The organism is Microbacterium sp., from assembly GCF_040394595.1.
Classification (GTDB): domain Bacteria; phylum Actinomycetota; class Actinomycetes; order Actinomycetales; family Microbacteriaceae; genus Microbacterium.
This window is the reverse complement of record NZ_JBEBSA010000021.1, coordinates 20,697-43,691: the sequence shown is the minus strand read 5'-3', so window position 1 is coordinate 43,691 and position 22,995 is coordinate 20,697. Positions and strand designations below refer to the sequence as shown.

At 71.3% G+C, this 22,995-nt stretch carries 21 protein-coding genes and 1 riboswitch; all 21 genes read right to left on the bottom strand.

Features of this window, described 5'->3' with window-relative positions:
* Nucleotides 1-115: 115 nt before the first annotated feature.
* Complete coding sequence (argH, locus tag ABWO84_RS14640; RefSeq protein WP_353115837.1) at nucleotides 116-1,540, bottom strand: argininosuccinate lyase; 1,425 nt, start codon at nucleotides 1,538-1,540, stop codon at nucleotides 116-118.
* On the bottom strand, nucleotides 1,537-2,469 hold the full coding sequence (argF, locus tag ABWO84_RS14635) for an ornithine carbamoyltransferase (protein ID WP_353115835.1): 933 nt from the start codon (nucleotides 2,467-2,469) through the stop codon (nucleotides 1,537-1,539). The genes argH and argF overlap by 4 nt, the downstream gene beginning before the upstream one ends.
* Nucleotides 2,466-3,677: an acetylornithine transaminase gene (locus ABWO84_RS14630; RefSeq protein ID WP_353115833.1), complete on the bottom strand. Its 1,212-nt coding sequence runs from the start codon at nucleotides 3,675-3,677 to the stop codon at nucleotides 2,466-2,468. Before ABWO84_RS14630 ends, argF begins: the two co-directional genes overlap by 4 nt.
* Entirely contained in the window at nucleotides 3,674-4,573 is a 900-nt protein-coding gene (gene argB / locus ABWO84_RS14625; protein ID WP_353115831.1) for an acetylglutamate kinase, read from the bottom strand. Before argB ends, ABWO84_RS14630 begins: the two co-directional genes overlap by 4 nt.
* Nucleotides 4,570-5,727 carry a bifunctional glutamate N-acetyltransferase/amino-acid acetyltransferase ArgJ gene (gene argJ, locus ABWO84_RS14620; RefSeq protein ID WP_353115829.1) on the bottom strand — a complete coding sequence of 386 codons (1,158 nt, stop codon included), beginning with the start codon at nucleotides 5,725-5,727 and terminating at the stop codon, nucleotides 4,570-4,572. The genes argB and argJ overlap by 4 nt, the downstream gene beginning before the upstream one ends.
* On the bottom strand, nucleotides 5,724-6,776 hold the full coding sequence (argC, locus tag ABWO84_RS14615; protein ID WP_353115827.1) for an N-acetyl-gamma-glutamyl-phosphate reductase: 1,053 nt from the start codon (nucleotides 6,774-6,776) through the stop codon (nucleotides 5,724-5,726). Before argC ends, argJ begins: the two co-directional genes overlap by 4 nt.
* Nucleotides 6,777-7,011: 235 nt before the next feature.
* Complete coding sequence (locus ABWO84_RS14610) at nucleotides 7,012-9,213, bottom strand: bifunctional hydroxymethylpyrimidine kinase/phosphomethylpyrimidine kinase (protein WP_353115825.1); 2,202 nt, start codon at nucleotides 9,211-9,213, stop codon at nucleotides 7,012-7,014.
* The gene (gene thiM / locus ABWO84_RS14605; RefSeq protein ID WP_353115823.1) at nucleotides 9,210-10,064 is read right to left on the bottom strand and encodes a hydroxyethylthiazole kinase; all 855 of its coding nucleotides are present in this window, start codon (nucleotides 10,062-10,064) and stop codon (nucleotides 9,210-9,212) included. The genes ABWO84_RS14610 and thiM overlap by 4 nt, the downstream gene beginning before the upstream one ends.
* Nucleotides 10,055-10,147, bottom strand: a riboswitch (TPP riboswitch). (Overlaps the previous gene by 10 nt.)
* Nucleotides 10,148-10,246: 99 nt before the next feature.
* Nucleotides 10,247-12,748, bottom strand: coding sequence for a phenylalanine--tRNA ligase subunit beta (pheT, locus tag ABWO84_RS14600; RefSeq protein WP_353115821.1), 2,502 nt, complete (start codon nucleotides 12,746-12,748; stop codon nucleotides 10,247-10,249).
* Entirely contained in the window at nucleotides 12,748-13,788 is a 1,041-nt protein-coding gene (gene pheS / locus ABWO84_RS14595; protein WP_353115819.1) for a phenylalanine--tRNA ligase subunit alpha, read from the bottom strand. The genes pheT and pheS overlap by 1 nt, the downstream gene beginning before the upstream one ends.
* Before the next feature lie 102 nt (nucleotides 13,789-13,890).
* A complete protein-coding gene (locus ABWO84_RS14590; RefSeq protein ID WP_353115817.1) occupies nucleotides 13,891-14,829 on the bottom strand; it encodes an amino acid ABC transporter permease in 939 nt (312 codons plus the stop codon).
* Complete coding sequence (locus tag ABWO84_RS14585; protein WP_353115815.1) at nucleotides 14,826-15,482, bottom strand: amino acid ABC transporter permease; 657 nt, start codon at nucleotides 15,480-15,482, stop codon at nucleotides 14,826-14,828. The genes ABWO84_RS14590 and ABWO84_RS14585 overlap by 4 nt, the downstream gene beginning before the upstream one ends.
* A gap of 62 nt (nucleotides 15,483-15,544) precedes the next feature.
* Nucleotides 15,545-16,456 carry a glutamate ABC transporter substrate-binding protein gene (locus ABWO84_RS14580; RefSeq protein ID WP_353115813.1) on the bottom strand — a complete coding sequence of 304 codons (912 nt, stop codon included), beginning with the start codon at nucleotides 16,454-16,456 and terminating at the stop codon, nucleotides 15,545-15,547.
* Between the two features lie 48 nt (nucleotides 16,457-16,504).
* Nucleotides 16,505-17,251, bottom strand: coding sequence for an amino acid ABC transporter ATP-binding protein (locus ABWO84_RS14575; RefSeq protein WP_353115811.1), 747 nt, complete (start codon nucleotides 17,249-17,251; stop codon nucleotides 16,505-16,507).
* A gap of 170 nt (nucleotides 17,252-17,421) precedes the next feature.
* Nucleotides 17,422-18,384 (bottom strand): TAXI family TRAP transporter solute-binding subunit, encoded by a 963-nt coding sequence (locus tag ABWO84_RS14570; protein ID WP_353115809.1) that lies wholly within the window; start codon nucleotides 18,382-18,384, stop codon nucleotides 17,422-17,424.
* The gene (locus ABWO84_RS14565) at nucleotides 18,381-19,757 is read right to left on the bottom strand and encodes a sensor histidine kinase (protein WP_353115807.1); all 1,377 of its coding nucleotides are present in this window, start codon (nucleotides 19,755-19,757) and stop codon (nucleotides 18,381-18,383) included. The genes ABWO84_RS14570 and ABWO84_RS14565 overlap by 4 nt, the downstream gene beginning before the upstream one ends.
* 3 nt (nucleotides 19,758-19,760) lie before the next feature.
* Entirely contained in the window at nucleotides 19,761-20,432 is a 672-nt protein-coding gene (locus ABWO84_RS14560) for a response regulator transcription factor (RefSeq protein WP_353115805.1), read from the bottom strand.
* A 96-nt stretch (nucleotides 20,433-20,528) separates the two neighbouring features.
* On the bottom strand, nucleotides 20,529-21,329 hold the full coding sequence (locus ABWO84_RS14555; RefSeq protein WP_353115803.1) for a TrmH family RNA methyltransferase: 801 nt from the start codon (nucleotides 21,327-21,329) through the stop codon (nucleotides 20,529-20,531).
* A 112-nt stretch (nucleotides 21,330-21,441) separates the two neighbouring features.
* Nucleotides 21,442-21,828, bottom strand: coding sequence for a 50S ribosomal protein L20 (gene rplT / locus ABWO84_RS14550; RefSeq protein WP_353115801.1), 387 nt, complete (start codon nucleotides 21,826-21,828; stop codon nucleotides 21,442-21,444).
* A 30-nt stretch (nucleotides 21,829-21,858) separates the two neighbouring features.
* Nucleotides 21,859-22,053: a 50S ribosomal protein L35 gene (gene rpmI, locus ABWO84_RS14545; RefSeq protein WP_353115799.1), complete on the bottom strand. Its 195-nt coding sequence runs from the start codon at nucleotides 22,051-22,053 to the stop codon at nucleotides 21,859-21,861.
* A gap of 85 nt (nucleotides 22,054-22,138) precedes the next feature.
* The gene (infC, locus tag ABWO84_RS14540; RefSeq protein ID WP_502915424.1) at nucleotides 22,139-22,729 is read right to left on the bottom strand and encodes a translation initiation factor IF-3; all 591 of its coding nucleotides are present in this window, start codon (nucleotides 22,727-22,729) and stop codon (nucleotides 22,139-22,141) included.
* Nucleotides 22,730-22,995 lie beyond the last annotated feature (266 nt).

Below are 22,995 nucleotides of genomic sequence, written 5' to 3'. Positions count from 1 at the left end.
CGGGACTTTGTGACGAATAGACGGACCGGACGGGACGCCCCGCGGATGCAGAACCGGACGGGACGCCCCGCGGATGCAGAACCCCACCGGACGGGGCTGCCCCCGAAGGCGCAGGCTAGAGCCCGAGGGCGTGCGCGGCGGACTGCGCACGGCTCACGAGCTCGGCCCGCTGCTCGGCCACCCGCACCGGGGCCGTGCCGCCGACGCCGGTGCGCGAGGCGACGGAGCCCTCGATCGAGAGCACCTCGCGCACCTCGGGGACGAGATGCTCGGACACCGTGAGCAGCAGCTCGTCCGAGGCGGCCTCGAGACCGATCCCGCGCTCCTCACAGGCGCGCACCAGCGCACCCGAGATCTCGTGCGCATCCCGGAACGGCACGCGCCGCTTGACCAGCCACTCGGCCACGTCCGTCGCGAGGGAGAAGCCCTCCGGCGCGAGCGCGGCCATCCGCTCGGTGTCGAACCGCAGGGTCGCGATCATCCCGGCGAACGCCGGCAGCACGACCTCGAGCGTCGCGACCGAGTCGAAGACCGGCTCCTTGTCCTCCTGCAGGTCGCGGTTGTAGGCCAGGGGCAGTGCCTTGAGCGTCGCGAGCAGTCCGGAGAGGTTGCCGATCAGCCGCCCCGACTTCCCGCGCGCGAGCTCGGCGATGTCGGGGTTCTTCTTCTGCGGCATGATGCTCGACCCGGTCGAGTAGGAGTCGTCCAGGGTGACGAAGCCGAACTCGCGGGTGTTCCAGAGGATGACCTCCTCCGAGAGACGGGACAGGTCGATGCCGATCATCGCGGCGACGAAGGCGAACTCCGCCACGACGTCGCGGGCCGCGGTGCCGTCGAGGGAGTTCTCCGCCGGGCGGTCGAGACCCAGCTCGGTCGCGACCAGGGCGGGGTCGAGTCCCAGCGTCGACCCTGCGAGGGCGCCGCCGCCATAGGGAGAGACACCCGCGCGGACACGCCAGTCCGCCAGGCGCTCCAGCTCGCGGACCAGCGGCCACGCGTGCGCCTGGAGATGGTGCGCCAGCAGCACGGGCTGCGCGTGCTGCAGATGCGTGCGGCCGGGCAGGATCGCCTCCGGGTGGGCCTCGGCCTGTGCCACCAGCGCGTCGATCACCCGCAGGATGCCCCGCGCGACGACCTTGGCGTGGTCGATGAGGTACATGCGCACCAGAGTCGCGATCTGGTCGTTGCGGCTGCGCCCCGCCCGCAGGCGTCCGCCCAGTTCCGCGCCGACCTCAGCGATGAGCGCCTTCTCCAGTGCGCCGTGCACGTCCTCGTCGCCGGGGTCCGGCAGGAGCGCGCCGTCGGCGATCCGCGCGGCCAGGGCGTCGAGCCCTTCGTGCATCCGCGCCGCCTCGTCGGCCTCCAGGTACCCCGCGGCCTCGAGCGCCTTCGCGTGCGCATGCGAGCCGGCGATGTCGTAGGGCGCGAGGATCCAGTCGAAGTGCGTCGACCGGCTCAGCTCCGCAAGCTCCGGCGAGGGACCCCCGGCGAATCGGGCGCCCCAGAGCGCGCCCTCATTGGTCCCGTGCGCGCCGGTCACCGGGCGTCCTGCTTCCCGAGCAGCCAGACCAGGAGGGCCTTCTGCGCGTGCAGCCGGTTCTCGGCCTCGTCCCACACCACGCTCTGCGGTCCGTCGATCACCTCGGAGTCGACCTCGTACCCGCGGTCCGCGGGCAGGCAGTGGATGAAGATCGCCTCCGGGTCGGCGAGGCCCATGATCTCGGTGGTCACCTTGTAGCCGCCGAGCTCGCGAAGACGGAGGATCTTCTCCTCCTCCTTGCCCATCGAGACCCAGGTGTCGGTGACGACGACGTCGGCGCCGAGGGCCGCCTCCCGCGGATCGGTCAGGAGGGTGATCGAGCCGCCCGTCTCCGCCGCACGGCGCTCTGCGTCCGCGACCACGTCGGGACGCGGCGCATAGGCCTCCGGCGCCGCGATCCGCACATGCATCCCGGCGGTGACCCCGGCGAGCACGTAGGAGTGCGCCATGTTGCTGCGGCCGTCACCGAAGAACGTCAGCGTGAGCCCCGCGAGCTCGCCCTTGTGCTCGCGGATCGTGAGCAGGTCGGCGAGCAGCTGGCAGGGGTGGAAGTCGTCGGACAGCGCGTTGATCACGGGGACGCGCGTGCCCGCGGCCATCTCCTCCAGGCCGTGCTGCGCGTAGGTGCGCCACACGATCGCGGCGACCTGGCGCTCCAGCACGCGCGCGGTGTCGGAGGGGGTCTCCTTGCCGCCGAGCTGGCTGTTCGCGGTGGAGATGATGAGCGGGGAGCCGCCCAGATCGGCGATGCCGACCGCGAACGAGACGCGGGTGCGGGTCGACGACTTGTCGAAGATCACCGCGACGGTCTGCGGGCCGGCCAGGGCCTTGTTCGCCCAGCGGTCCTTCTTCAGCTCGATGGCGAGATCGAGGATCTCGGCCTGCTCGATGGGGCTCAGGTCGTCGTCGCGCAGCAGATGGCGGGTCACTTCTGCTCCTCCGGGTCGGTCGTGGTGGGGGTGGATGCGGCGACGGCGCTCAGCGCCGCGCCGAACAGGGTGAGGAACTCCGCCACCTCGGCATCGCCGATCGTGTAGGCGGGGGCGATCCGGATGACGTCCTCGGTCGGGGCGTTGACGATGAGCCCCCGCTCCTGAGCGGCCGCGCGGACCTCCCCGGCGACCGGGGCGGACAGCGTGATGCCGATGAGGAGACCGGCTCCCCTGGTTCCGCTGACGAGAGGAAGCGACTCGACGCCCGCGCGGAGCTCAGTGCCGCGGGCACGGACGTTCGCGAGCAGATCGGCGTCCTCGATGTGACCGAGCACCGCGTTGGCCACCGCGCTCGCGAGCGGGTTGCCCCCGAACGTGGAGTTGTGCGTGCCGGGATAGAACAGGTCGCTCGCTGCGCCGAAGGTGATCATCGCGCCGAGCGGGAAGCCGCCGCCGATGCTCTTCGCGAGGGTCACCGCGTCGGGCTCGACGCCGGCGCCCTGGAACGCGAACCACTCACCGGTGCGGCCCGATCCGGTCTGCACCTCGTCGAGGATCAGCAGCGCGTCGTGCGCCCTGGTCAGCTCGCGGGCCGTGGCGAGGAAGCCGTCCGGCATCGGGACGACGCCCGCCTCGCCCTGGATCGGTTCGACGATCATTGCCGCGACGGTGCCGTCGAAGGCCGCCTCGAGGGCGTCCGTCGACCGTGCGACCGTGCGCACGTCCGGCAAGGCCGGCTGGAACGGATCGCGGTACGCCGCCTTGGGGGTGAGGGAGAGCGTGCCCATGGTGCGGCCGTGGAAGGCGCCCTCGACCACGAGGATCGTGGTGCGCCCGCTCCGGTTGCCGTGCAGGCGGGCGAGCTTGATCGCGGTCTCGTTGGCCTCGGCGCCGGAGTTCGCGAGGAACACACGGCCCTGCTCCCCCGTGCCGGCGAGGCGCTTCAGCCGTGCGGCCAGCTCCAGCTGTCCCGGGCTCGCGAAGTAGTTCGAGACGTGGCTGAGGGTCGCCGCCTGGCGCGAGACCGCGTCGACGAACACGGGGTGGGCGTGTCCGAGGCAGTTCACGGCGATGCCGCCGAGGAAGTCGAGGTAGCGCGCGCCCTCGTCGTCCCAGACCGCCGACCCCTCGCCGCGGGTGAGGAGCGCGAGACGGCCGCCGAGGCTCATCAGATCGCGCGATGCGTCATCCTGCCAGTGCGTCATCCTCTGACGACCTCCGTTCCTATTCCCTTGCTGGTGAAGAGCTCGACGAGCACCGAGTGCGGCACCCGTCCGTCGATGATCGCGGCCGAGTCGACCCCGGCCTCGACCGCGTCGAGGCACGCCCGCATCTTCGGGATCATCCCCGACTCCAGGCGGGGCATGAGCTCGGCGAGCTCCGAGGACGTGAGGTGCGAGACGAGCGAGTCGCGGTTGGGCCAGTCGGCATAGAGACCTGCCACGTCGGTGAGCACCACGAACTTGCGGGCCTTGAGGGCGATCGCCAGAGCGGAGGCCGCGGCGTCCGCGTTCACGTTGAGCGACTGACCGGGATGGTCGAGATCGGGGGCGATCGACGACACCACCGGGATGCGACCGGCCGCGAGATGGTCGAGCACCGGCGTCGGGTCGACCTGCACCACGTCTCCGACGCGGCCGAGGTCGACCTCTTCGCCGTCGAGCACCACACCGCGACGACGTCCGCCGAACAGCCCCGCGTCCTCGCCGCTGAGCCCGGTGGCGATCGGGCCGTGCGAATTGATCTTCGCGACGAGCTGCGGGTTGATGTGGCCGGTGAGCACCATCCGCACCACCGAGATCGCCTCGGTGGACGTGACCCGGTACCCGCCCTTGAACTCGCTCGGGATCGCGAGGCGGTCGAGCATGTTCGAGATCTGCGGACCTCCGCCGTGCACCACGACCGGCTGGACGCCGACGTAGCGCAGGTAGGCGATGTCCTGGGCGAACGCGTCCTGCAGCTCGTCGCTGATCATCGCGTTGCCGCCGTACTTCACCACGACGATCTGGTCACGGAACTTCTTCAGCCACGGGAGCGACTCGATGAGGGTCGCGGCCTTGTCCGCGGCGACCGAGGGCGGGGTGTCCTGGATGTCGGTCATGAGGAGTAGGCGCTGTTCTCGTGCACGTAGTCGTGGGTGAGGTCGTTGGTGAGGATGGTCGCCGCCGCATCCCCCGACTTGAGATCGATCACCAGATCGGTCGCACGCGGCGTGAGGTCGACCTCCTCGCGCGGCCGGTCGGGCCCGCCCGCGGTGCAGACCCGCACGCCGTTCATGAACACGTCGACGTCGTAGGGGTCGAACACCGCCCCGGTCGTGCCGATCGCTGCGAGCACCCTCCCCCAGTTCGGATCGTTGCCGAAGATCGCCGCCTTGAAGAGGTTGTTGCGGGCGACCGAGCGCCCCACCTCGACGGCGTCGGACTCGGATGCGGCGCCGCGCACCTCGATCGTGATGTCGTGGCTGGCCCCCTCCGCATCCTGCTGCAGCTTCTTGGCGAGCTGCGCGCACACCTCGGCGAGCGCCTCGTCGAACGCTCCGGGATCGGGACGGACGCCGCTCGCACCGTTCGCCAGGAGGGTCACCTGGTCGTTCGTCGACATGCAGCCGTCGGAGTCGAGCCGGTCGAAGGTGGTCCCCGTCGCCCGGCGCAGCGCCGCGTCGGCCTCCGAGGGCTCGAGGTCGGCATCGGTCGTGATGACGACGAGCATCGTCGCGAGGCCGGGCGCCAGCATCCCCGCTCCCTTGGCCATGCCGCCGATCGTCCATCCGTCGCGCGAGACCGCGACCGTCTTCGCGACGGTGTCCGTGGTCATGATCGCCTCGGCCGCGGCCTGGCCGCCGTCGGCGCTGAGGCCCGCGATGCCCCGCTCGACGCCGTCGAGCACCCGGGAGCGGAACAGCTCGTCACCAGTGCCGATGAGCCCGGTGGAGCAGACCACCACGTCACCGGCGCTGACGCCGAGCAGCTCGGCCGCCTTCTCGGCGGTGAGGTGGCTGGTCTGGAAGCCGAACGCCCCGGTGAAGCAGTTCGCCCCGCCCGAGTTGAGCACGACGGCCTCGACCACCCGGTCGGCGACCACCTGCTGCGACCAGATGATCGGGTTGGCCTTGGCACGGTTGCTGGTGAAGACCGCCGCGCCGACCTTGCGCGGGCCGCGGTTCACGACCACGGCGACGTCGGGCTTTCCGGTCGACTTGAGGCCGGCGGCGACCCCGGCCGCCTCGAATCCCTGCGGGGCGGTGACGCTCACGGGGCGACTCCGTTCACGGTGAGGGCGCGGTCCTCGGGAAGGCCCAGCGCGATGTTCATGGACTGGATGGCAGCGCCGGCGGTGCCCTTGACGAGGTTGTCGACGGCGGTGACGACGGTGACCCGGTTCGCCGCCCGGTCGATCGCGAGGCCGATCAGCGCCGTGTTCGCGCCGAGGACGTCGGCGGTGCGAGGGAAGGCGCCTTCGGGGAGGAGCTGCACGAACGTCTCGTCGCCGTAGGCGTCCTGCCAGGCCGCGCGGATGTCCTCATCGCTCGCATCCGCGACGATCGGTGCCGTGGAGGTGGCGAGGATGCCGCGCGCCATCGGGACGAGCACGGGGGTGAACGATATCCGGATGCGCGCGGGGTCGGTGCCGGAGGCGGCGACGAGCGCCTGCCGGATCTCCGGGATGTGCCGGTGCGTGCCGCCGACCGCGTACGGATTGGCGGTGCCGAGCAGCTCGCTGCCGAGCAGGTGCGGTCTGAGGCTCTTGCCCGCACCGGAGGGGCCCACCGCGAGAACGCTGACGATGTCGCCCGGATCGATCACCCCGGCGGCTACGCCGGGTGCGAGGCTGAGGCTCACGGTCGAGGCGTTGCATCCCGGTGCGGCGATCCTCGTGGCGCCCCGGAGGCTCTCGCGCTGCTTCGCGCCCGCTACCGGCAGCTCCGGGACGCCGTAGGCCCACGGCTCGTGGAAGTCGCCGCCGTAGAAGGCGTCCCAGGCGTCCTGAGAGGTGAGGCGGTGGTCGGCACCGGCGTCGATCACCAGCGGGACGTCGCCGAGCGCGTCGGTGTACTGCCCCGACTGGCCGTGCGGCAGCGCGAGGAAGACGATGTCGTGGCCGGACAGGACCTCGGGGGTCGTGTCCTGCAGCGTGAGGCCGCTCAGCGACCGGAGGTGCGGCTGGTGCTGCACCAGCGGCTGCCCCGCGTTCGAGTGCGCGGTGACGGTGCGGATCTCGATGTCGGGATGCGCGGCCAGGAGACGCAGGATCTCGCCCCCCGCATAGCCTGATGCGCCGGAGACGGCGACGGAAAACGTCATGGATCTACCTTAACGGTCGGGGATGTACGGGCCGGGGCGGCGACACCGGCACTCTCCCCGTCTCTCCTGACGGGCCGTCGCAGCACGACGGGAGCACGGGGTCGCCTAGAGTCGGCGGCCGCCCCGGCGTCGGCGCACGGGGGCGACGCTCACGAGGAGCGAGGCGGAGGGGTGCGCGACCGAAGGCATGCCGCGACGATATCGCCCCCTCCGCGCCGACCGCAAATCCCGGACGTCACACGTCGTGCCCCCGCCCCGCGGCGTCCGCGGGCAGCGGTGCGTCGAAGAACGCGAGCTCATGACGCGCCGCCTCCTCGAAGGCACGGAACATCCGCTCCCTGGTGGCCGGGTCGGCCGCGGCGGCGGTCGCCGCGGTGATCGCGATCGCCCGGTCGGCCGCCTCGGCGAACACCGGATCGGCGTAGGTCGCGAGCCAGGATGCATAGGGGTGCTGCGGATCGCGCGCGCGATCCCCGAACGCCCCGGCGTGCAGACGCTCCCCGAGATCGGCGTAGAGCCAGTAGCAGGGCAGGACGGCCGCGATGAGCACGGCGTAGTCGCCCTGGAACGCCGCCGCCCGCAGGTGGTCCAGATAGGCCGTCGTCGCCGGCGCGGGCTCGGCGCGGAAGGTCCCCTCGACGACACCCTGTTCCGGGGTGAGCCAGGACGCGTGCAGCTCGAGCTCGCCGGCGATCGCCCCCTGCGCGCCCTGTGCCCAGAACGCCTGCTCCTCCGGTGTCGGGGCGAGGCGGGATGCCTCGGCGAGCACACGGGCGTAGTCGCGGAGGTACAGCGCGTCCTGGGCGAGGTAGAACCGGAAGGGGTCCCCCGCGAGCGTGCCGTCGGCGAGGTTCCGGATGAACGGCAGCCCGTCGATCCCCCGGCGCACCGGCTCGATGCGCCGCCACCAGCTCTCGACGACCTCCTCGGCGGTCGGCGCGGCCACCAGCCCGCCGCGGCGGCGGAGCCCAGCGAGGTGATCGGTCGGCCCGTTGCCGCGGCCCACGTCGAGATCGGCTCCGGCACGGAGCGACTCCCGCAGCCACGCGCGGGTCTCCTGCGCGGCGCCGGCCCAGCGGCGCTCATCGTCGACGTCCCCCTCCCAGCGGGCGCCGAGCCTGGTCGCCAGCGCCGAGGACAGCGAGCAGCCTGTTCCGTGCGTCGCGCGGGTGTCGATCCGCGCCCCGGGGAACTCGGCGATCACGCCGCCCGGGCCCACCAGGGCGTCCGGCGCCTCGGCGCCGCCGAGGTGCCCGCCCTTCGCGAACACCCGCACCCCGGTCGCGGCGGCGAGGCGGCCCGCCTGCGCGAGCGCCCCGGCCCAGCTCTCGGCCGTCGGCTCACCTGCGAGCACCGCGAGCTCCGGAAGGTTCGGCGTGATGAGGTCGGCGAGCGGCAACAGCTCCCGCAGCGCCTCCTCGGCGTCGGGGGCGAGCAGGCGGTCTCCGCTCGTCGCGACCATCACCGGATCGAGCACGACGTTCGGCGGAGCGGTCTCCCGCAGCCACGCGCCCACCTCCCTGATGATCCCGGCGTCCGCGAGCATCCCGATCTTCACCGCGTCGATGTCGACGTCGTCGGAGATCGCGTCGAGCTGCGCGCGCAGCACCGCCGCCGGCGGCGTGTGCACGTCGCGCACTCCGCGGGTGTTCTGCACCGTCAGCGCCGTGATCGCGGCCATGCCGTAGCCGCCGTTCGCGGCGATCGACTTCAGGTCGGCCTGGATGCCGGCACCGCCCGAGGGGTCGCTGCCCGCGATGCTGAGCACGCGGGGCGGACGGTCACCGTGCCACGCACGGGCGAAGGCGCGCGTCGCCGACCGGGGGTCGTCCGCCGCGCAGATCGCGGAGACGACGGCGACGCCCGCGGCACCGGCGTCCCGCAGCGCGGCGACGTCGCCGAGGCCGATCCCGCCGATCGCGACGCAGGGCAGCGGGCTCTCGGCGGCGAAGGCGCGGAAGCCGGAGACGCCGAGTGCCGGCGGGTGGTCCGGCTTGGTCGCGGTCGGATGGATCACGCCGACGCCGAGGTAGTCGACCGTCCCCGCGGGCAGCGCGGAGACAGCCTCCCGGTGCGCGGACGTGTTGGCGGTGAGCCCGATGATCGCGTCCGGGCCGAGCGCTTCGCGCGCCTCGCGCACCGGGGCGTCGGACTGCCCGAGATGGATGCCGTCGACGCGTGCGCCCCGGCGCCGGGCCTCGAGCACCGCGCCGAGGCGGTCGTCGGCGACGAGGAGCGCACGACCGGCGATCACCTCGGAGAGCTCGATCAGCTGCGCGAGGAACTCCTCGTCGGAGGCCCGTTTGTCGCGCAGCTGCACCATGCGTGCCCCGCCCGCGACGGCCGCGGCCACGACCGCGGGAACACCGCGCCGGCCGCAGAGCCCCGCGTCGGTGACGAGGTAGACGGACAGGTCGGCGGAGGTCACCCGGCTCACGCGGCGACCTCCTCGACGCGGATGCGTGCCCGCGCGGGCACGTCGTCGGGCCGCAGCCCGTCGAGGGCGTCGAGCAGCGCGGCGGCGAAGGTCCCCGGCCCCGCGGCCCGCGCGGCGGCGTCCTCCGCGGCGAGCGTGTAGACGAGCACCGCCGCCGCGACCGCGAGGAGCGGCTCGTGCTCCGTGGCGCGCGCCGTGCCGAGGAAGGCCGCCATCACGGCGCCCAGGGCGCACCCGCCGCCGGTGACCTTCGTCAGCAGCGCATCGCCGTTCGCGATGCGGATCTCCCGGGCTCCGTCGGTGAGCAGATCCACGGGCCCGGAGACCGCGACCACGCTGCCGTGCGCGCGCGCGAGGGCGCGGGCGGCGTCGGAGGCGGCGTCGGTGCTGTCCGTCGCATCGACCCCGCGGCCCCCTGCGCTCCGCCCCGCGAGCGCGAGGATCTCGGAGGCGTTGCCCCGCACCGCGGTGGGCCGCCGATCGCGCAGCTCGACGGCCAGCGCCGTGCGGATCGGCAGCACCCCGATCGCGACCGGGTCGAGCACCCACGGCGTGCCCGCGGCGCACGCTCCCTCGACGGCCTCCGCCATCGCCGCCCGCTGCTCGGGCGCCGGCGTGCCGAGGTTGACGAGCAGCCCGGACGCGGCACCCGCGAACAGGCCGGCCTCGCCGACGATGTCCACCATCGCGGGCGCGGCACCGAGGGCGAGCAGCACGTTCGCCGTGAAGCCCATGACGACGCCGTTGGTGATGCAGTGCGCGAGCGGAGGCGCCGCGCGCAGGGCGGTGAGGAGTTCCGCGGCGGCGCCCGCCACGGAATCGGGGGACAGTGGACGCACAGGATCGCTCATCGCGACATCCCTTCGCTAGTACGAACTAGATCAGGTTCGACGGGTGTGATCTCAGCCGCTGGGCGGCACCCCGTGTCACTGTCCGCGAGTCTATCGGGCTCCGGACCCCGCGGTGACGAAGACAGCGCCCCGCGCCGAGGCGGGTGCTCGGCGCGGGGCGCTGTTCGCGTGGTTCGGGCCGCTCAGTCGCGGATGACCGCCCCGAAGCGCTCGGTCGCGACGGCGACGCCGGAGAGCTTCGCCTCGGTGGCCTCGGCGGCGGTCAGCGTGCGATCCGGGGCACGGAACCGCAGCGCGAAGCTGAGGCTCTTCGTCCCCGCGGCGACACCTTCGCCCCGGTAGTCGTCCACAAGCCGCGCCGACTCGAGGAGCTCGCCGGCACCGTCGAGCAGCGCCCGGCGCACCTCCGCGGCGGGCACCGCGACATCGACGACGAGCGAGACGTCCTGGGTCGCCGCGGTGTAGGTCGACAACGAGGCGGCGACGATCCGCTCTCCGGCGAGCTCCAGCGCACGGTCCAGGTCGAGTTCCAGCACGACGGCGCGTCCGGGCAGATCGGCGTCGGCGGAGACGGCGGGATGCAGCTCGCCGAGGTAGCCGATGACCTCGCCGCCGATGCGCAACGCTCCGGTGCGGCCGGGGTGCAGCGCCGCGCGGCGGTCCTGCACCACCTCGATCTCCCGCCCGGCGGCCTCGCCGATCACGCGTACGGCCTCGAGGGCGTCGGAGAGCCCATAGGCCTCCGCCGCCCGTCCCGGCTGCCGGGAGACCGCATTGCCGGTGAACAACGCGCCGACGTGGCGCGCCTGCGGCGGGATCGACGCGTCCAGCGCGGCGAGCGTCTCTTCCGAGGGGCGCACGCCGAGCGGCGGGACCTCGTCGGTGCCGTAGGTCACGCCCGGCTCGGGGAGGAACACGACGCCGGTCTCGAAGATCGCGAGGTCGGTCAGGCCGCGCGCGATGTTGCGGTGCGCGGTCTGCAGCAGGCCGGGGATGAGCGAGCGACGCAGGAACGGCGCCTGGCCGTCGAGCGCGTTCGCCAGGCGGATGCTGGGCAGGTGCTCGCCCGAGGCCGACCCGTGCAGGTCGTTCTGCGCCTCGGAGGTGAACGGGAAGGCCGGCGTCTCGACCAGGCCGGCGGCGGCGAGGGCGTTCGCGACCCGACGGCGCCCCTGCTGCAACGCGGTGAGGCCGCGGCCGGAGGGCGGCGTCGGCAGCACGGACGGGATGCGGTCGAGTCCGTGGATGCGGGCGACCTCCTCCGCGAGCGTCCACCGGTCGGTGAGGTCGGGCCGCCAGCTCGGCGGGGTGACGTCCCAGCCCTCCGCCGTCTTCTCGAGGGAGGCGCCGATGGTCTCCAGGGCGCCGGTGACCTCGTCCTCGGCGTAGTCGATGCCGATGAGTCCCTCGACGAAGCCCGCGGGCAGGGCGATCGGGGCGATCTCGACGACCGGACGCAGCGCGCCGCCCTCATCGGTCAGCGTTCCCCCGGCGAGCTCGACCATGAGGTCGGCGACGCGCCGGGCGGCGATGAACGGGATCAGGGGGTCGACGCCGCGCTCGAAGCGCTTGGAGGCCTCGCTCGGCAGCTTGTGCCTGCGGGCGCTGCGGGCGATCGTGACCTGGTCGAACGTGGCCGCCTCGATGAGGACGTTGCGGGTGGTCTCGGTCATCTCGGTGGTGCCGCCGCCCATGACGCCGGCGAGGCCGATCGGCCCGGACTCGTCGGTGATGAGCAGGTCCTCGACGTGGAGGGAGCGCTCCTGGCCGTCGAGCGTCGTCATCTTCTCACCCGGGTGCGCACGGCGCACCGTGATGCCCCCGGTGAGCTTGTCGAGGTCGTAGCCGTGCAGCGGCTGGCCGAGCTCGAGCATCACGTAGTTGGTGATGTCGATCAGCACGCCGAGCGAGCGCATCCCGGCGAGCGTGAGGCGTGCGATCATCCACGGCGGGGTCGGACGCGAGGGGTCGACGCCGCGCACCACGCGGGTGGCGAACTCGGTGGCGCCGGCCGCGCCGCGGATCGGCGCGTCGTCCCGCACCACCGCGGTGAAGCCCGCGGTCGGGTGGGCGACCTCCTCGGCGCTGCGCAGCCCCGGGTCGCGGAAGGCGGCTCCCGTGGCGTGCGCGTACTCGCGCGCGACGCCGCGCACCGAGAAGCCGTAGCCGCGGTCGGGGGTGACGTTGATCTCCACGGCGACGTCGTCGAGTCCGAGCAGCGCGATCGCGTCGGTGCCGACGGGGGCGTCGACGCCGAGCTCGGACAGGATGAGGATGCCGTTGTGCTCGTCGCCGAGCCCCAGCTCGCGCGCCGAGGCGATCATGCCGTCGGAGACGTGTCCGTAGGTCTTGCGCGCCGCGATCGGGAACGGGCCGGGCAGCACGGCTCCGGGCAGCGTCACCACGACCTTGTCGCCGACGGCGAAGTTGCCCGCGCCGCAGACGATGCCGCGGGGCTCGGCCTCGCCGACGTCGACCTGGCACCAGCGGATGGTCTTGCCGTTCGACTGCGGCTCGGGAGTGAACGCGAGCACCTGGCCTACGACGACGGGGCCGGAGATCTCGAAGCGGTGGATGTCCTCCTCCTCGAATCCGACGGTGACCAGCGCCGCCAGGACGTCCTCCGGCGTGGCGTCCGGCGCCACGTCCACGTACTCACGCAGCCACGAAAGAGGGACGCGCATCACACCACCATCCCGAACTGCTCGCTGAAACGGACGTCTCCCTCGGCCATGTCGCGCATGTCCTGCACATCGCTGCGGAACATCAGAGCCCGCTCGATGCCCATGCCGAACGCGAAGCCGCTGTACACCTCGGGGTCGATGCCCGCCGCGCGCAGCACGTTCGGGTTGACCATGCCGCAGCCGCCCCATTCGATCCAGCGCGCCCCGCCCTGGAAGGTGGGGTGCCACAGGTCGAGCTCCGCGGAGGGCTCGGTGAACGGGAAGTAGTTGGTGCGGAACCGCGTCTTCGCCTCGGGTCCGAACATCTGGCGCGCGAAGTGGTCGAGCGTGCCCTTGAGGTGGGCCATCGTGATGCCCTTGTCGACGACCAGTCCCTCGAACTGGGTGAACACCGGCAGGTGCGTGGCGTCGAACTCGTCGGTGCGGTAGACGCGGCCGGGGCACAGCACGTAGATCGGCACGTCGCGCTCGAGCATCGACCGCACCTGCACCGGGCTCGTGTGCGTGCGCATGACGAGGTGGCGCTCGGGCGGGTCGACGAAGAAGGTGTCCTGCATCTGGCGGGCCGGGTGGTCGACGTCGAAGTTCAGCGCGTCGAAGTTGAACCACTCGTGCTCGAGCTCCGGCCCCTCCGCGATCTCCCATCCCATGCCGACGAAGACGTCGCAGACCTGGTCCTGCAGCAGGGTGAGCGGGTGCCGGGCGCCCACCGCGCCGCGCGGGGCGATCGCTGTGATGTCCACGCGCTCCGCCTCGAGACGCGCGGCGGTCTCGGCCTCGGCGAGCTCGGCCTCCTTGGCGGCGAGCGCCTGCGTGACGCGTCCGCGCCCCTGGCCGATCAGCTTGCCGAACGCGGCCTTGTGCTCGGGGGCGACCTGTCGCATCGAGGCGTTCAGCACCGCGAGCGGCGATCCTTCCGCGACGTGGTCGTGGCGGGCCTGCTTCAACGCAGCGGTGTCGGCCGCGCCGCCGATCGCGGCGAGCGCGGCGTCGACGGCGGATTCCACCGCCTCCGGCGTGATTTCGAGAGAGTCGGACACGAGAACCGAGTCTACCGGCGCCTCAGGACGGTCCGGGGACGGGGACCACTGGGAGAACGGCGCCGGCTCGGTGTCCCCCGGTCGACTGCCGGCGCCGCTCTCTCAGTTCGTCGACGGCGGGATGGCGTTCCCCGCGTCGAACTTGCCTCCGGCCCGCTGGAGCGCGATCACCTCGGTGACCGTCGAGCCCTCGTGGATGCGAGGATCGCCCCCTCCGCCCGTGGGCGTGTAGCCCTTGAGCTTCGGCGAGTGCCGCATCCGGTTCTCGACGGTCCTCGCGATCCACGACAGGAGCAGGCAGAGGACGATGTAGATGCCGCCGATCACGAAGGCCGACTGCAGGATGGGCCGCCCCTGCTGGGAGGTGAGCTGCTTGGCGAAGTACAGCAGCTCGGGATAGGTGATGATGAAGCCGAGCGCGGTGTCCTTCAGGGTCACCACGAGCTGGGCGATGATCACCGGCAGCATGGCCCTGATCGCCTGCGGCAGGAGGATGAGGCGCATGACGCCGCTCTTGCGCAGGCCGATCGCGTAGCCGGCCTCCTTCTGGCCCTTCGGCAGCGACTCGACGCCGGCGCGGAGCGCCTCGGCGAGCACGGAGCCGTTGTACACCATGAGGCCGAGGACGACGGCCCAGTACGGGTCCATCCTCATGCCGATCACCGGCAGGCCGTAGTACAGCAGCATCATGAACACGAGCACGGGGATCGCGCGGAACAGCTCGGTGATCGCCATGACCGGGACGCGCACCCAGGCGTGGTCGGACAGGCGTCCGATCGCGAGCGCGAACCCGAGGGCCAGGCTCAGCACCGCGGCGAGCGCGAAGGCGCCGAGGGTGCGCCCGAGCGCGGTGAGGATCCCGATCCACACGTTCGTGAACGAGAACACGTACCACTTCTCGGCCGAGAACTGCCCGGTCACCGCCATCCGATAGATGACGAACCCCAGGACGAGGACGACCACGAGGATCGTGACGGCCGTCAGGATGCGGTTGCGGACGATCGCCCGGGGGCCCGGGACGTCGTAGAGTACGGAGCTCATCGCGCGATCCTCCATCGGTTCTCGAGACTGCGCTGCAGCCAGCTCATCAGCAGCACCAGGATGACGAAGACGACCGCCACCCAGAGCAGCACCTCCATCGGGTTCCCGGGCCGGTTGGGCGCGTCGTTCACGGTCGCGCGCAGGGCCGCGAGCTCGGCGATCGAGAAGCCGGCGGCGACCGTGGTGTTCTTCAGCAGGGCGATGAACACGCTCATCATCGGCGGGACGACGGAGCGGAACGCCTGCGGCAGCACCACGAGCGTCATCACCTGGCCGAACGGCAGCCCGATGGCGCGCGCCGCCTCCGCCTGCCCGACCGGCACCGTGTTGATGCCGGCCCGCAGGACCTCGGCGACGTAGGTCGCGGTGTAGATGCCGATCGCGAGGATGCCGAGCACCGTGTTGGACAGCTCGGGGAGCCCGAGCTGCGGGTATCCGAAGACGAAGAAGAAGAACACCAGGGTCAGCGGCGTGTTCCTGATGAGGTTCACGTAGACGGTGCCGACGCCCCGGGCGATGGGGACCGGGGAGACGCGCATGGCGCCGACGATGATGCCGAGCACCAGAGCGATCAGGCCGCCGACGAAGAACACCAGCAGGGTGTTCCCGATCGCCTGCGACCAGAGGTCGAGGTTGCCGAAGATGACTTCCACGTCATCCTCCCCTTCTCAGACTGGGAGGGGCGGCCGCCGCGCGGCGGCCGCCCCGTCGATGTTCAGTAGGCGTCGACCTTGGGCTGGTCGACCTTGATCCCCGAGGACCCGAGGTCCTTCTCGAAGATCGCCTTCCAGATGGTGCCGCCGTCGGTGAACATGTCGTTGATGTGCGTGCGGAGCACGTCGTCGCCCTTGGCGAGACCCACGCCGTAGCGCTCCTCGGTGAAGAGGCCGCCGGTCACCTTGACGTCGTCCGGGTACTGCGCCGCGTAGCCGATCAGGATGGCCTGGTCGGTGGTCACGGCGTCGACCTTCTTGTCGATGAGGTCCTGCACGCAGGCCGAGTACAGGTCGTACTCCTGCGTCTTGATGTCGGGGAAGTTCGCCTTGATGTTCTGGATCGGCGTGGAGCCGGTCGCCGAGCAGACGGTCTTGCCCTTGAAGTCCTCGAGCTTGTCCGCCTCGGGGTCGCCCTTGCGGATGAGCAGGCCCTGGCCGGTGATGAAGTAGGGACCGGCGAAGTCGATCTGCTGCTTGCGCTTGTCGGTGATCGAGTAGGTGCCGACGTAGTAGTCGATGTCGCCGTTCACGATGGCCTGCTCGCGGTTCGCCGAGGCGATCGCCTTGTACTCGATCTTGTCCTCGCTGTAGCCGAGCGAGGCCGCGATCCAGCGCGCGATGTCGACGTCGAAGCCGGAGCGCACGTTGGTCGTGGTGTCGAGGTATCCGAGCCCGGGCTGGTCCTCCTTCACGCCCACGACGACCTTGCCGCGCTTGGCGATCTTGTCGAACGTCGGGCTGCCGTCGAGCTTCACGTCCTTGGCGACCTCGAAGAGCGGCTTGTCGCCGCCATCCCCCTTGTCGCCGCCGGTGCCGCCGGGCGTACCGGGCCCGCCGCTGTTGCAGGCGGTGAGAGCGAGCAGTGCCGCTGCGGCGACCCCGATCGATGCCAGTGTGCGTGTGCGTCGCATGTTCCGTCTCCTTCTGTGCTGTGTGTGCAGAGTCTCTGCGGTGGAAGGTCAGTGGGTGAGCAGCTTGGACAGGAAGTCCTTCGCGCGGCTGCTCTTCGGGTTCTGGAAGAAGTCCTCGGGCGTCGCCTCCTCGACGATCTGCCCGTCGGCCATGAACACCACGCGGTCGGCAGCCTTGCGCGCGAAGCCCATCTCGTGGGTGACGACGATCATCGTCATCCCCTCCTTGGCGAGCTGGACCATGACGTCCAGCACCTCGTTGATCATCTCCGGGTCGAGGGCGCTGGTGGGCTCGTCGAAGAGCATCGCCTTCGGGTGCATCGCCAGGGCGCGCGCGATCGCGACGCGCTGCTGCTGTCCGCCGGAGAGCTGGGCGGGGAGCTTCGAGGCCTGCTGGGCGACGCCGACCCGCTCGAGCAGCGCCATCGCCTCCTTGTCGGCGTCGGCCTTCTTGAGCCCGCGCACCTTGATCGGTCCGAGTGTCACGTTCTCGAGGATCGTCAGGTGCGCGAAGAGGTTGAACGACTGGAACACCATGCCGACGTCCGCGCGCAGCTGTGCGAGGCCCTTGCCCTCGGCGGGGAGCTCGGCACCGTCGATCCGGATCGAGCCGCTGGTGATGGTTTCCAGGCGGTTGATCGTGCGGCACAGCGTCGACTTGCCCGAGCCGGACGGCCCGATGATGACGACCACCTCGCCCTTGCCGACGGTGAGGTTGATGTCCTTCAGCGCGTGGAACTCGCCGTAGTGCTTCTCGACGTTCTCGACGACGACCAGGGGTTCGCCTGTGCTCATCATGCCTCCGAATCGGGATGCGATACGCGGAGGCGGTGCCCGCGACCAGGGTCGCGCGGGCATCATGACTCTCCGTCGAATCAACTGACGCCCTCAGGATAGGCACGTGCGGGACGGCGCGTCACGTGCCTTGAGTGTTTCTTGAGTGTGCGGCCGGCGCACACCGCCGCTCACCGGCGGGTGCCGCTGTAGTACTCCTCGGCGCCCGGATGGAGCGCGATCGGATCCGTGAAGATCGCCAGTCTGCGGTCGAGGAGGGCCGCCGCCGGGACCTTCTTCGCGATCTCCGCCCGAGCCGAGAACAGCGAGGCGAGGACATCCCGCACCAGCTCGTCTGGAGTGTCCGCGGCGGTCACCAAGTAGTTCGGCACCGTCATGGTGACGGTCGGCTCATCACGACCGTAGGCCCCGACCGGGAACTCGGCGAGACGGTACACGCCATCGTGCGCGGCGTTGATCCGGTCGACCACCGCGGAGTCGATCGACAACAGCCGGATCGGGAACTCCTTCGCCAGCTGCTCGATGCCGGGCGTCGGCAGGCCGCCCACCCAGAAGAACGCGTCCACGTCGCCGTCCTTCAGCGCGCGGAGGGAGGCGTCGAGACCCAGTGCGGCGTCGTCCACCGATCCCTCCGGGACCTGTGCGGCCTCCAGCACACGACGCGCGACGACCGTGACCCCGGAGTTCGCCGCTCCCAGCGAGATCCGGCGACCCTTGAGGTCGGCGATCGAGCGGATGCCGGACCCCGCGGGGACCACGACGTGGACGTACTCGTCGTAGAGCCGGGCGACGGCGCGGATCGGCAGCGGCTCGCCGAAGGCGCCGGTCCCGGCGATCGCGTCGGCGGCCGCGTCGCTCTGCGCGAAGCCGAAGGTCGCCGTCCCCGCCCCGATCCGCAGGAGGTTGTCGACCGATCCGTCGGTCTCGACGACCGTCACGTCGGCGGGGAGCTCCCGGGAGAGCACGCCGGCGAGCTGTTGTCCGTAGTCGTAGTAGACGCCGGTGGTGAAGCCGCCGGCGATCACCTCGGCCCTCCCGCCCCAGGACGGCGCGCTCGGCGCGCATCCCGCCGCGCCGAGCAGCACGGCGACGGAGGTGAGCGCGGCGAGGAGCGCGCGGACGGCCGCCCTCATCGATGCACCTCGCCCGGCAGCGTCAGGGAGACCTGCAGCCCCCCGCCCTCGGGCGAGGAGACCTGCAGCCGTCCGCCGATCGAGCTGAGCAGGTCGGTGGCGATCGCGAGGCCCAGGCCCGAGCCGGGGACGTTCTGGGTGCGCCCGCTGCGCCAGAAGCGGTCGGAGGCGTGCTCCAGCTCGTCGGCGGGCAGCCCCGGCCCGTGGTCGCGCACCGTGATCCGGCAGTCGTCGTCGATCCGCTCCGCCGACACCTCGATCACGCCGCCGTCGGGAGAGAACTTCACCGCGTTGTCGATCACGGCGTCGAGCGCGCTCTCCACGATCGTCTCATCGGTGGCACTGAGGGTGCGGGCCCGGCCGCGCAAGCGGAAGGAGACGCCCTCCTTCGCCGCGACGCCGCGCCACGCGTCCACCCGCCGTCGCGCGAGCGCCATGAGGTCGACCGTCTCGAGGTCGTGCTCCCTGGGCCCTCCCCGGGCGAAGCCGAGCAGGGTGTCGAGGATCCTCGCCATCCGGCGGCCCTCCTCGCGCGCCTTCTCGATGTCCTCCTCCCACTCCTCGTCCAGCCCGGTGGCGAGGTACTCCACCCGCAGCAGCAGTGCGCCGAGGGGGTTGCGCAGCTCGTGCGAGGCGTTCAGCGCGAACTCCCGTTGCCGCGACACCACCCGCTCGATCTCGTCGGCCATGCGGTTGAACATGAGGATCATGCGGTGCAGCTCCGGCGGACCGGTGTCGTCGGCGATCCGTGCCTCCATGTCCCCCTTCTCCACGGCCTCCATCGCCTGGTCGACGCGCCGCACCGGGCGCAGCACCCATGAGGCGAGCCGGAAGACCACGAAGAGGCCGATCGACAGGGCCAGCAGCACCACGATCGCCATGAGCGCCCACAGCCGGCCGATCTCCCCGCGCGGCACGTCGACGCTCGACGTCATCACCACGGCGCCGATGACGTCGCCGTCGTCGAAGACCGGCTCGACGAGCGAGAGGTCGGTGAAGAGCCAGGGGACCACCGACTGCGGGAGGTCGCCGCGTCGTCCCGAGAGCGCGAGGCGGACCTGCGCCTCGGTGTCGTCGTCGAGCACCGCGGGGTCTCCCCCGCTCGGAGCCCAGGGGCGCCCGGAGCGGTCGACCACGATCACGCGGGTGCCGTAGAGCTGCCGGTACCGCTGGACCTCGCCGTCGAAGACCTCCGCGTTCCCGGAGCGGAGCGCCTGCCGGGCGCTGGTGACGAAGTAGCTGAGGTCGCCGAGCTGATCCGCGTAGAAGCGCTGCTGCACGCTGCTCGCGGCGCTCCAGGCGAACCCGCCGCCGAGCAGCAGGATCACGGCGAGCAGCGGCACCAGGAAGACGATGATCAGGCGCTTGCGCACGGATCAGCGCTCCATCAGCCGGTACCCGACTCCGCGCACGGTCTCGATGAGGTCGCCGCGGCCGATCTTCCTCCGCAAGGAGGCGACGTGCACCTCCAGCGACCTTCCGAAGCTCTGCCAGTCGGTGTTCCACACCTCGCGGATCAGCCGGTCTCTCGGCACCGCCACCCCCGGGTAGCGGGCGAGCACGGCGACGATGTCGAACTCCTTGCGGGTGAGCTCGACCGGCTCCTCGTCCACGAGCACGCGCCGGGCGACCAGGTCGATCCGCACGCCGTCGATGTCCACGGCGGCATGGTCCCCCGGGGTGGGGTGCAACGGGTGGGTCCGCCGTGTGACCGCCTCGATCCGCGCCACCAGCTCGCGCACGTCGTAGGGCTTAACGACGAAGTCGTCGGCACCGGCGCGCAACCCGCGGATCCGTTCCTGCACCTGGCTCCGCGCCGTGGCGATGATGATGGGCACGCCGCTGTGGGTGCGGATGCGCCGGCACAGGTCGATGCCGTCGATGTCGGGGAGACCGAGGTCGAGCAGCACGGCCTCGGTGTCGGAGCCGAGCTTCTCGAGGGCTTCGGCCCCGTCCACGGCGCGGGCCGTCGCATAGCCGGCCCTGGTCAGGAACGCGCTCAGCGCCTCGGCGACGCTGTCGTCGTCCTCGACTATCAGAATCCGCATCCTGACCCGACCTCTCGTGCCGTCCCTCCCCGGTGACGACGGCACGACCACGCTATCAGCAGGCTCGCCGGAGCCGGCGGGCCCGCGTGATCGGGCTCACGCGCGCTGTGCGAAAGCGCTCTCGTAGAGGCAGACGCTGGCGGCCGTGGCGAGGTTCAGCGACTCCGCGCGTCCGAAGATCGGGAGTTTGAGCACGCGGTCGGCCAGGTGCAGCGCGTCGTCCGCCAGCCCGCGGGCCTCGTTGCCGAACAGCCATCCTGTCGGCTCCGCGAGGATCCCCTCCGCCCGGGCGGCGAGCAGATCGTCGCCCTTCACATCGGCGGCGAGCACTCGGATGCCCGCCTCGTGGGCGCGTCGTACGACGTCGGCGAGCTCGCCGCCGACCGAGACGGGCAGGTGGAACAGCGAACCCGTGGTCGCCCGCACGACCTTCGGGTTGTAGGGGTCCACGGTGCGGCCGGTGAGCACGACGGCGTCGGCTCCGGCGGCGTCGGCGGCCCGGATGATCGTGCCGAGATTGCCCGGGTCGCGCACCTCCTCGCAGATCGCGATGAGGCGCGGCTCCGCCGCGAAGATGTCCTTGACCGAGGTCGGCGTCTGCCGTGCGACGGCGACGAGGCCCTGGGGGGTGACCGTGTCGGCCATCGCCGCGAGCACGCTCTCCGACACGAACTCGGGCACCACCCCGGCATCCGCCGACATCGAGCGCAGGTCGGAGTGCTTCTCCCAGCTGGTCGGGGTGACGAAGAGGTCGACGATCGCCTCGGGGCGGTAGGTGAGCGCTTCGCGCACGGCCTGCGGGCCCTCGAGGAGGAACAGACCGGTCTCGGTGCGCGCGCTGCGCTTGGTCAGCTTGGCGACGGCGCGCACCCGGGGCGAGCGAGGATTCTCCAGCACGGTCTCAGTCTAGGGAAGACGCCGGGCCGCTCCCGGCACCGACCGGCCCGGAATGTCCGGAAACGCGGAACGGGCGCCTCCCGGAGGGAGGCGCCCGTTCACGGTGCGTCGATCAGGCGGCCGACTTCGGAGCGTTGACGTCCGAGGGCAGAGCCTTCTTGGCGACCTCGACGAGCGTCGCGAACGCGGCGGCGTCGGTCACGGCGAGGTCCGCGAGCATGCGGCGGTCGACCTGCACGCCGGCCAGGCCGAGGCCCTGGATGAAGCGGTTGTAGGTGATGCCGTTCTGACGGGCCGCAGCGTTGATGCGCTGGATCCACAGACGACGGAAGTCGCCCTTGCGCTTGCGACGGTCGCGGTACGCGTAGACGAGCGAGTGGGTGACCTGCTCCTTCGCCTTGCGGTAGAGGCGCGAACGCTGGCCGCGGTAGCCCGAGGCGCGCTCGAGGATGACCCGACGCTTCTTGTGCGCATTGACGGCGCGCTTGACTCTTGCCATTTTCGTATTCCTATCGTGCGATCGGGCGCGTCAGCGGCCGAGGAGCTTCTTGGCGACCTTGGTGTCGGCAGCCGACAGCACCTGGTCCTGGTTGAGGCGACGGGTGCGACGGCTCGACTTGTGCTCGAGGTTGTGGCGCATGTTCGCCTGCTGCTTCTTCAGCTTCCCGCTGCCGGTGATCTTGAAGCGCTTCTTGGCACCCGAATGGGTCTTCTGCTTCGGCATCTTCTCTTCCTTCGTGTGGCACCCGTACGGATGCTGGTGGGGTACCCGCCCTGTCGGGGGACGACGGCGGGAGACTAGGGGCGGATCACTCCGCGGCGGCGTCCTCTTCGGCGGCCGGCGAACCGGAGCGCGCCTCGCGAGCGGCCTGCTTGTTCGCCGCACGCACGGCGTTCTGCTCGGCCTTCGCCTCGGACTTGTTCTTCAGCGGTGCGACGACCATCACCATGTTGCGACCGTCGATGGTCGGGTTCGACTCGACGGTGCCGAACTCGGCGACGTCCTCGGCGAACTTCTTCAGCAGGCGCACGCCCTGCTCGGGGCGCGACTGCTCGCGGCCGCGGAACAGGATCATCGCCTTGACCTTGTCGCCCGCCTTGAGGAAGCCCTCGGCGCGCTTGAGCTTGGTCGTGTAGTCGTGGGCTTCGATCTTCAGGCGGAAGCGCACCTCCTTGAGGATGGTGTTCGCCTGGTTGCGGCGTGCTTCCTTCGCCTTCTGGGCTGCCTCGTACTTGAACTTCCCGTAGTCCATGATCTTGACCACGGGGGGCTTCGAGTTGGGAGCCACCTCGACGAGGTCGAGGTCGGCCTCCTGCGCGAGGCGCAGCGCCGCCTCGATGCGGACGACGCCGATCTGCTCGCCTCCGGGGCCGACGAGGCGGACCTCGGGCACGCGGATGCGCTCATTGGTGCGGGGATCGCTGATGCGGAACTCCTTATACGTGGGTTTCGGCCACCGGCGCGCTGCTTGCGCACCGGGCGAAATCGGAGTCGCCCCACCCGCCGGCGTAGACAGACTGCCGGCCTCGCACCCTGTCTACCGGCACGCGGCCGGCGGAGTGCAGAACCCGGTAGCCTGGAACGGCAAGCGCGGGTGGGAATGAATCCTCTTTCGTGCCGGAGCATGACGCTCCGGAGCCCGCAGAAGTCTAGCAGAAAGCACCA

Coding starts and splice junctions, on each gene's coding strand:
- ABWO84_RS14630 (WP_353115833.1), bottom strand. CDS start 3,677: ATGACGCACTGGCAGGATGACGCATCGCGCGATCTGATGAGCCTCGGC.
- argB (WP_353115831.1), bottom strand. CDS start 4,573: ATGACCGACATCCAGGACACCCCGCCCTCGGTCGCCGCGGACAAGGCC.
- argC (WP_353115827.1), bottom strand. CDS start 6,776: ATGACGTTTTCCGTCGCCGTCTCCGGCGCATCAGGCTATGCGGGGGGC.
- thiM (WP_353115823.1), bottom strand. CDS start 10,064: ATGAGCGATCCTGTGCGTCCACTGTCCCCCGATTCCGTGGCGGGCGCC.
- pheT (WP_353115821.1), bottom strand. CDS start 12,748: ATGCGCGTCCCTCTTTCGTGGCTGCGTGAGTACGTGGACGTGGCGCCG.
- ABWO84_RS14590 (WP_353115817.1), bottom strand. CDS start 14,829: ATGAGCTCCGTACTCTACGACGTCCCGGGCCCCCGGGCGATCGTCCGC.
- ABWO84_RS14580 (WP_353115813.1), bottom strand. CDS start 16,456: ATGCGACGCACACGCACACTGGCATCGATCGGGGTCGCCGCAGCGGCA.
- ABWO84_RS14575 (WP_353115811.1), bottom strand. CDS start 17,251: ATGAGCACAGGCGAACCCCTGGTCGTCGTCGAGAACGTCGAGAAGCAC.
- ABWO84_RS14570 (WP_353115809.1), bottom strand. CDS start 18,384: ATGAGGGCGGCCGTCCGCGCGCTCCTCGCCGCGCTCACCTCCGTCGCC.
- ABWO84_RS14560 (WP_353115805.1), bottom strand. CDS start 20,432: ATGCGGATTCTGATAGTCGAGGACGACGACAGCGTCGCCGAGGCGCTG.
- rplT (WP_353115801.1), bottom strand. CDS start 21,828: ATGGCAAGAGTCAAGCGCGCCGTCAATGCGCACAAGAAGCGTCGGGTC.
- rpmI (WP_353115799.1), bottom strand. CDS start 22,053: ATGCCGAAGCAGAAGACCCATTCGGGTGCCAAGAAGCGCTTCAAGATC.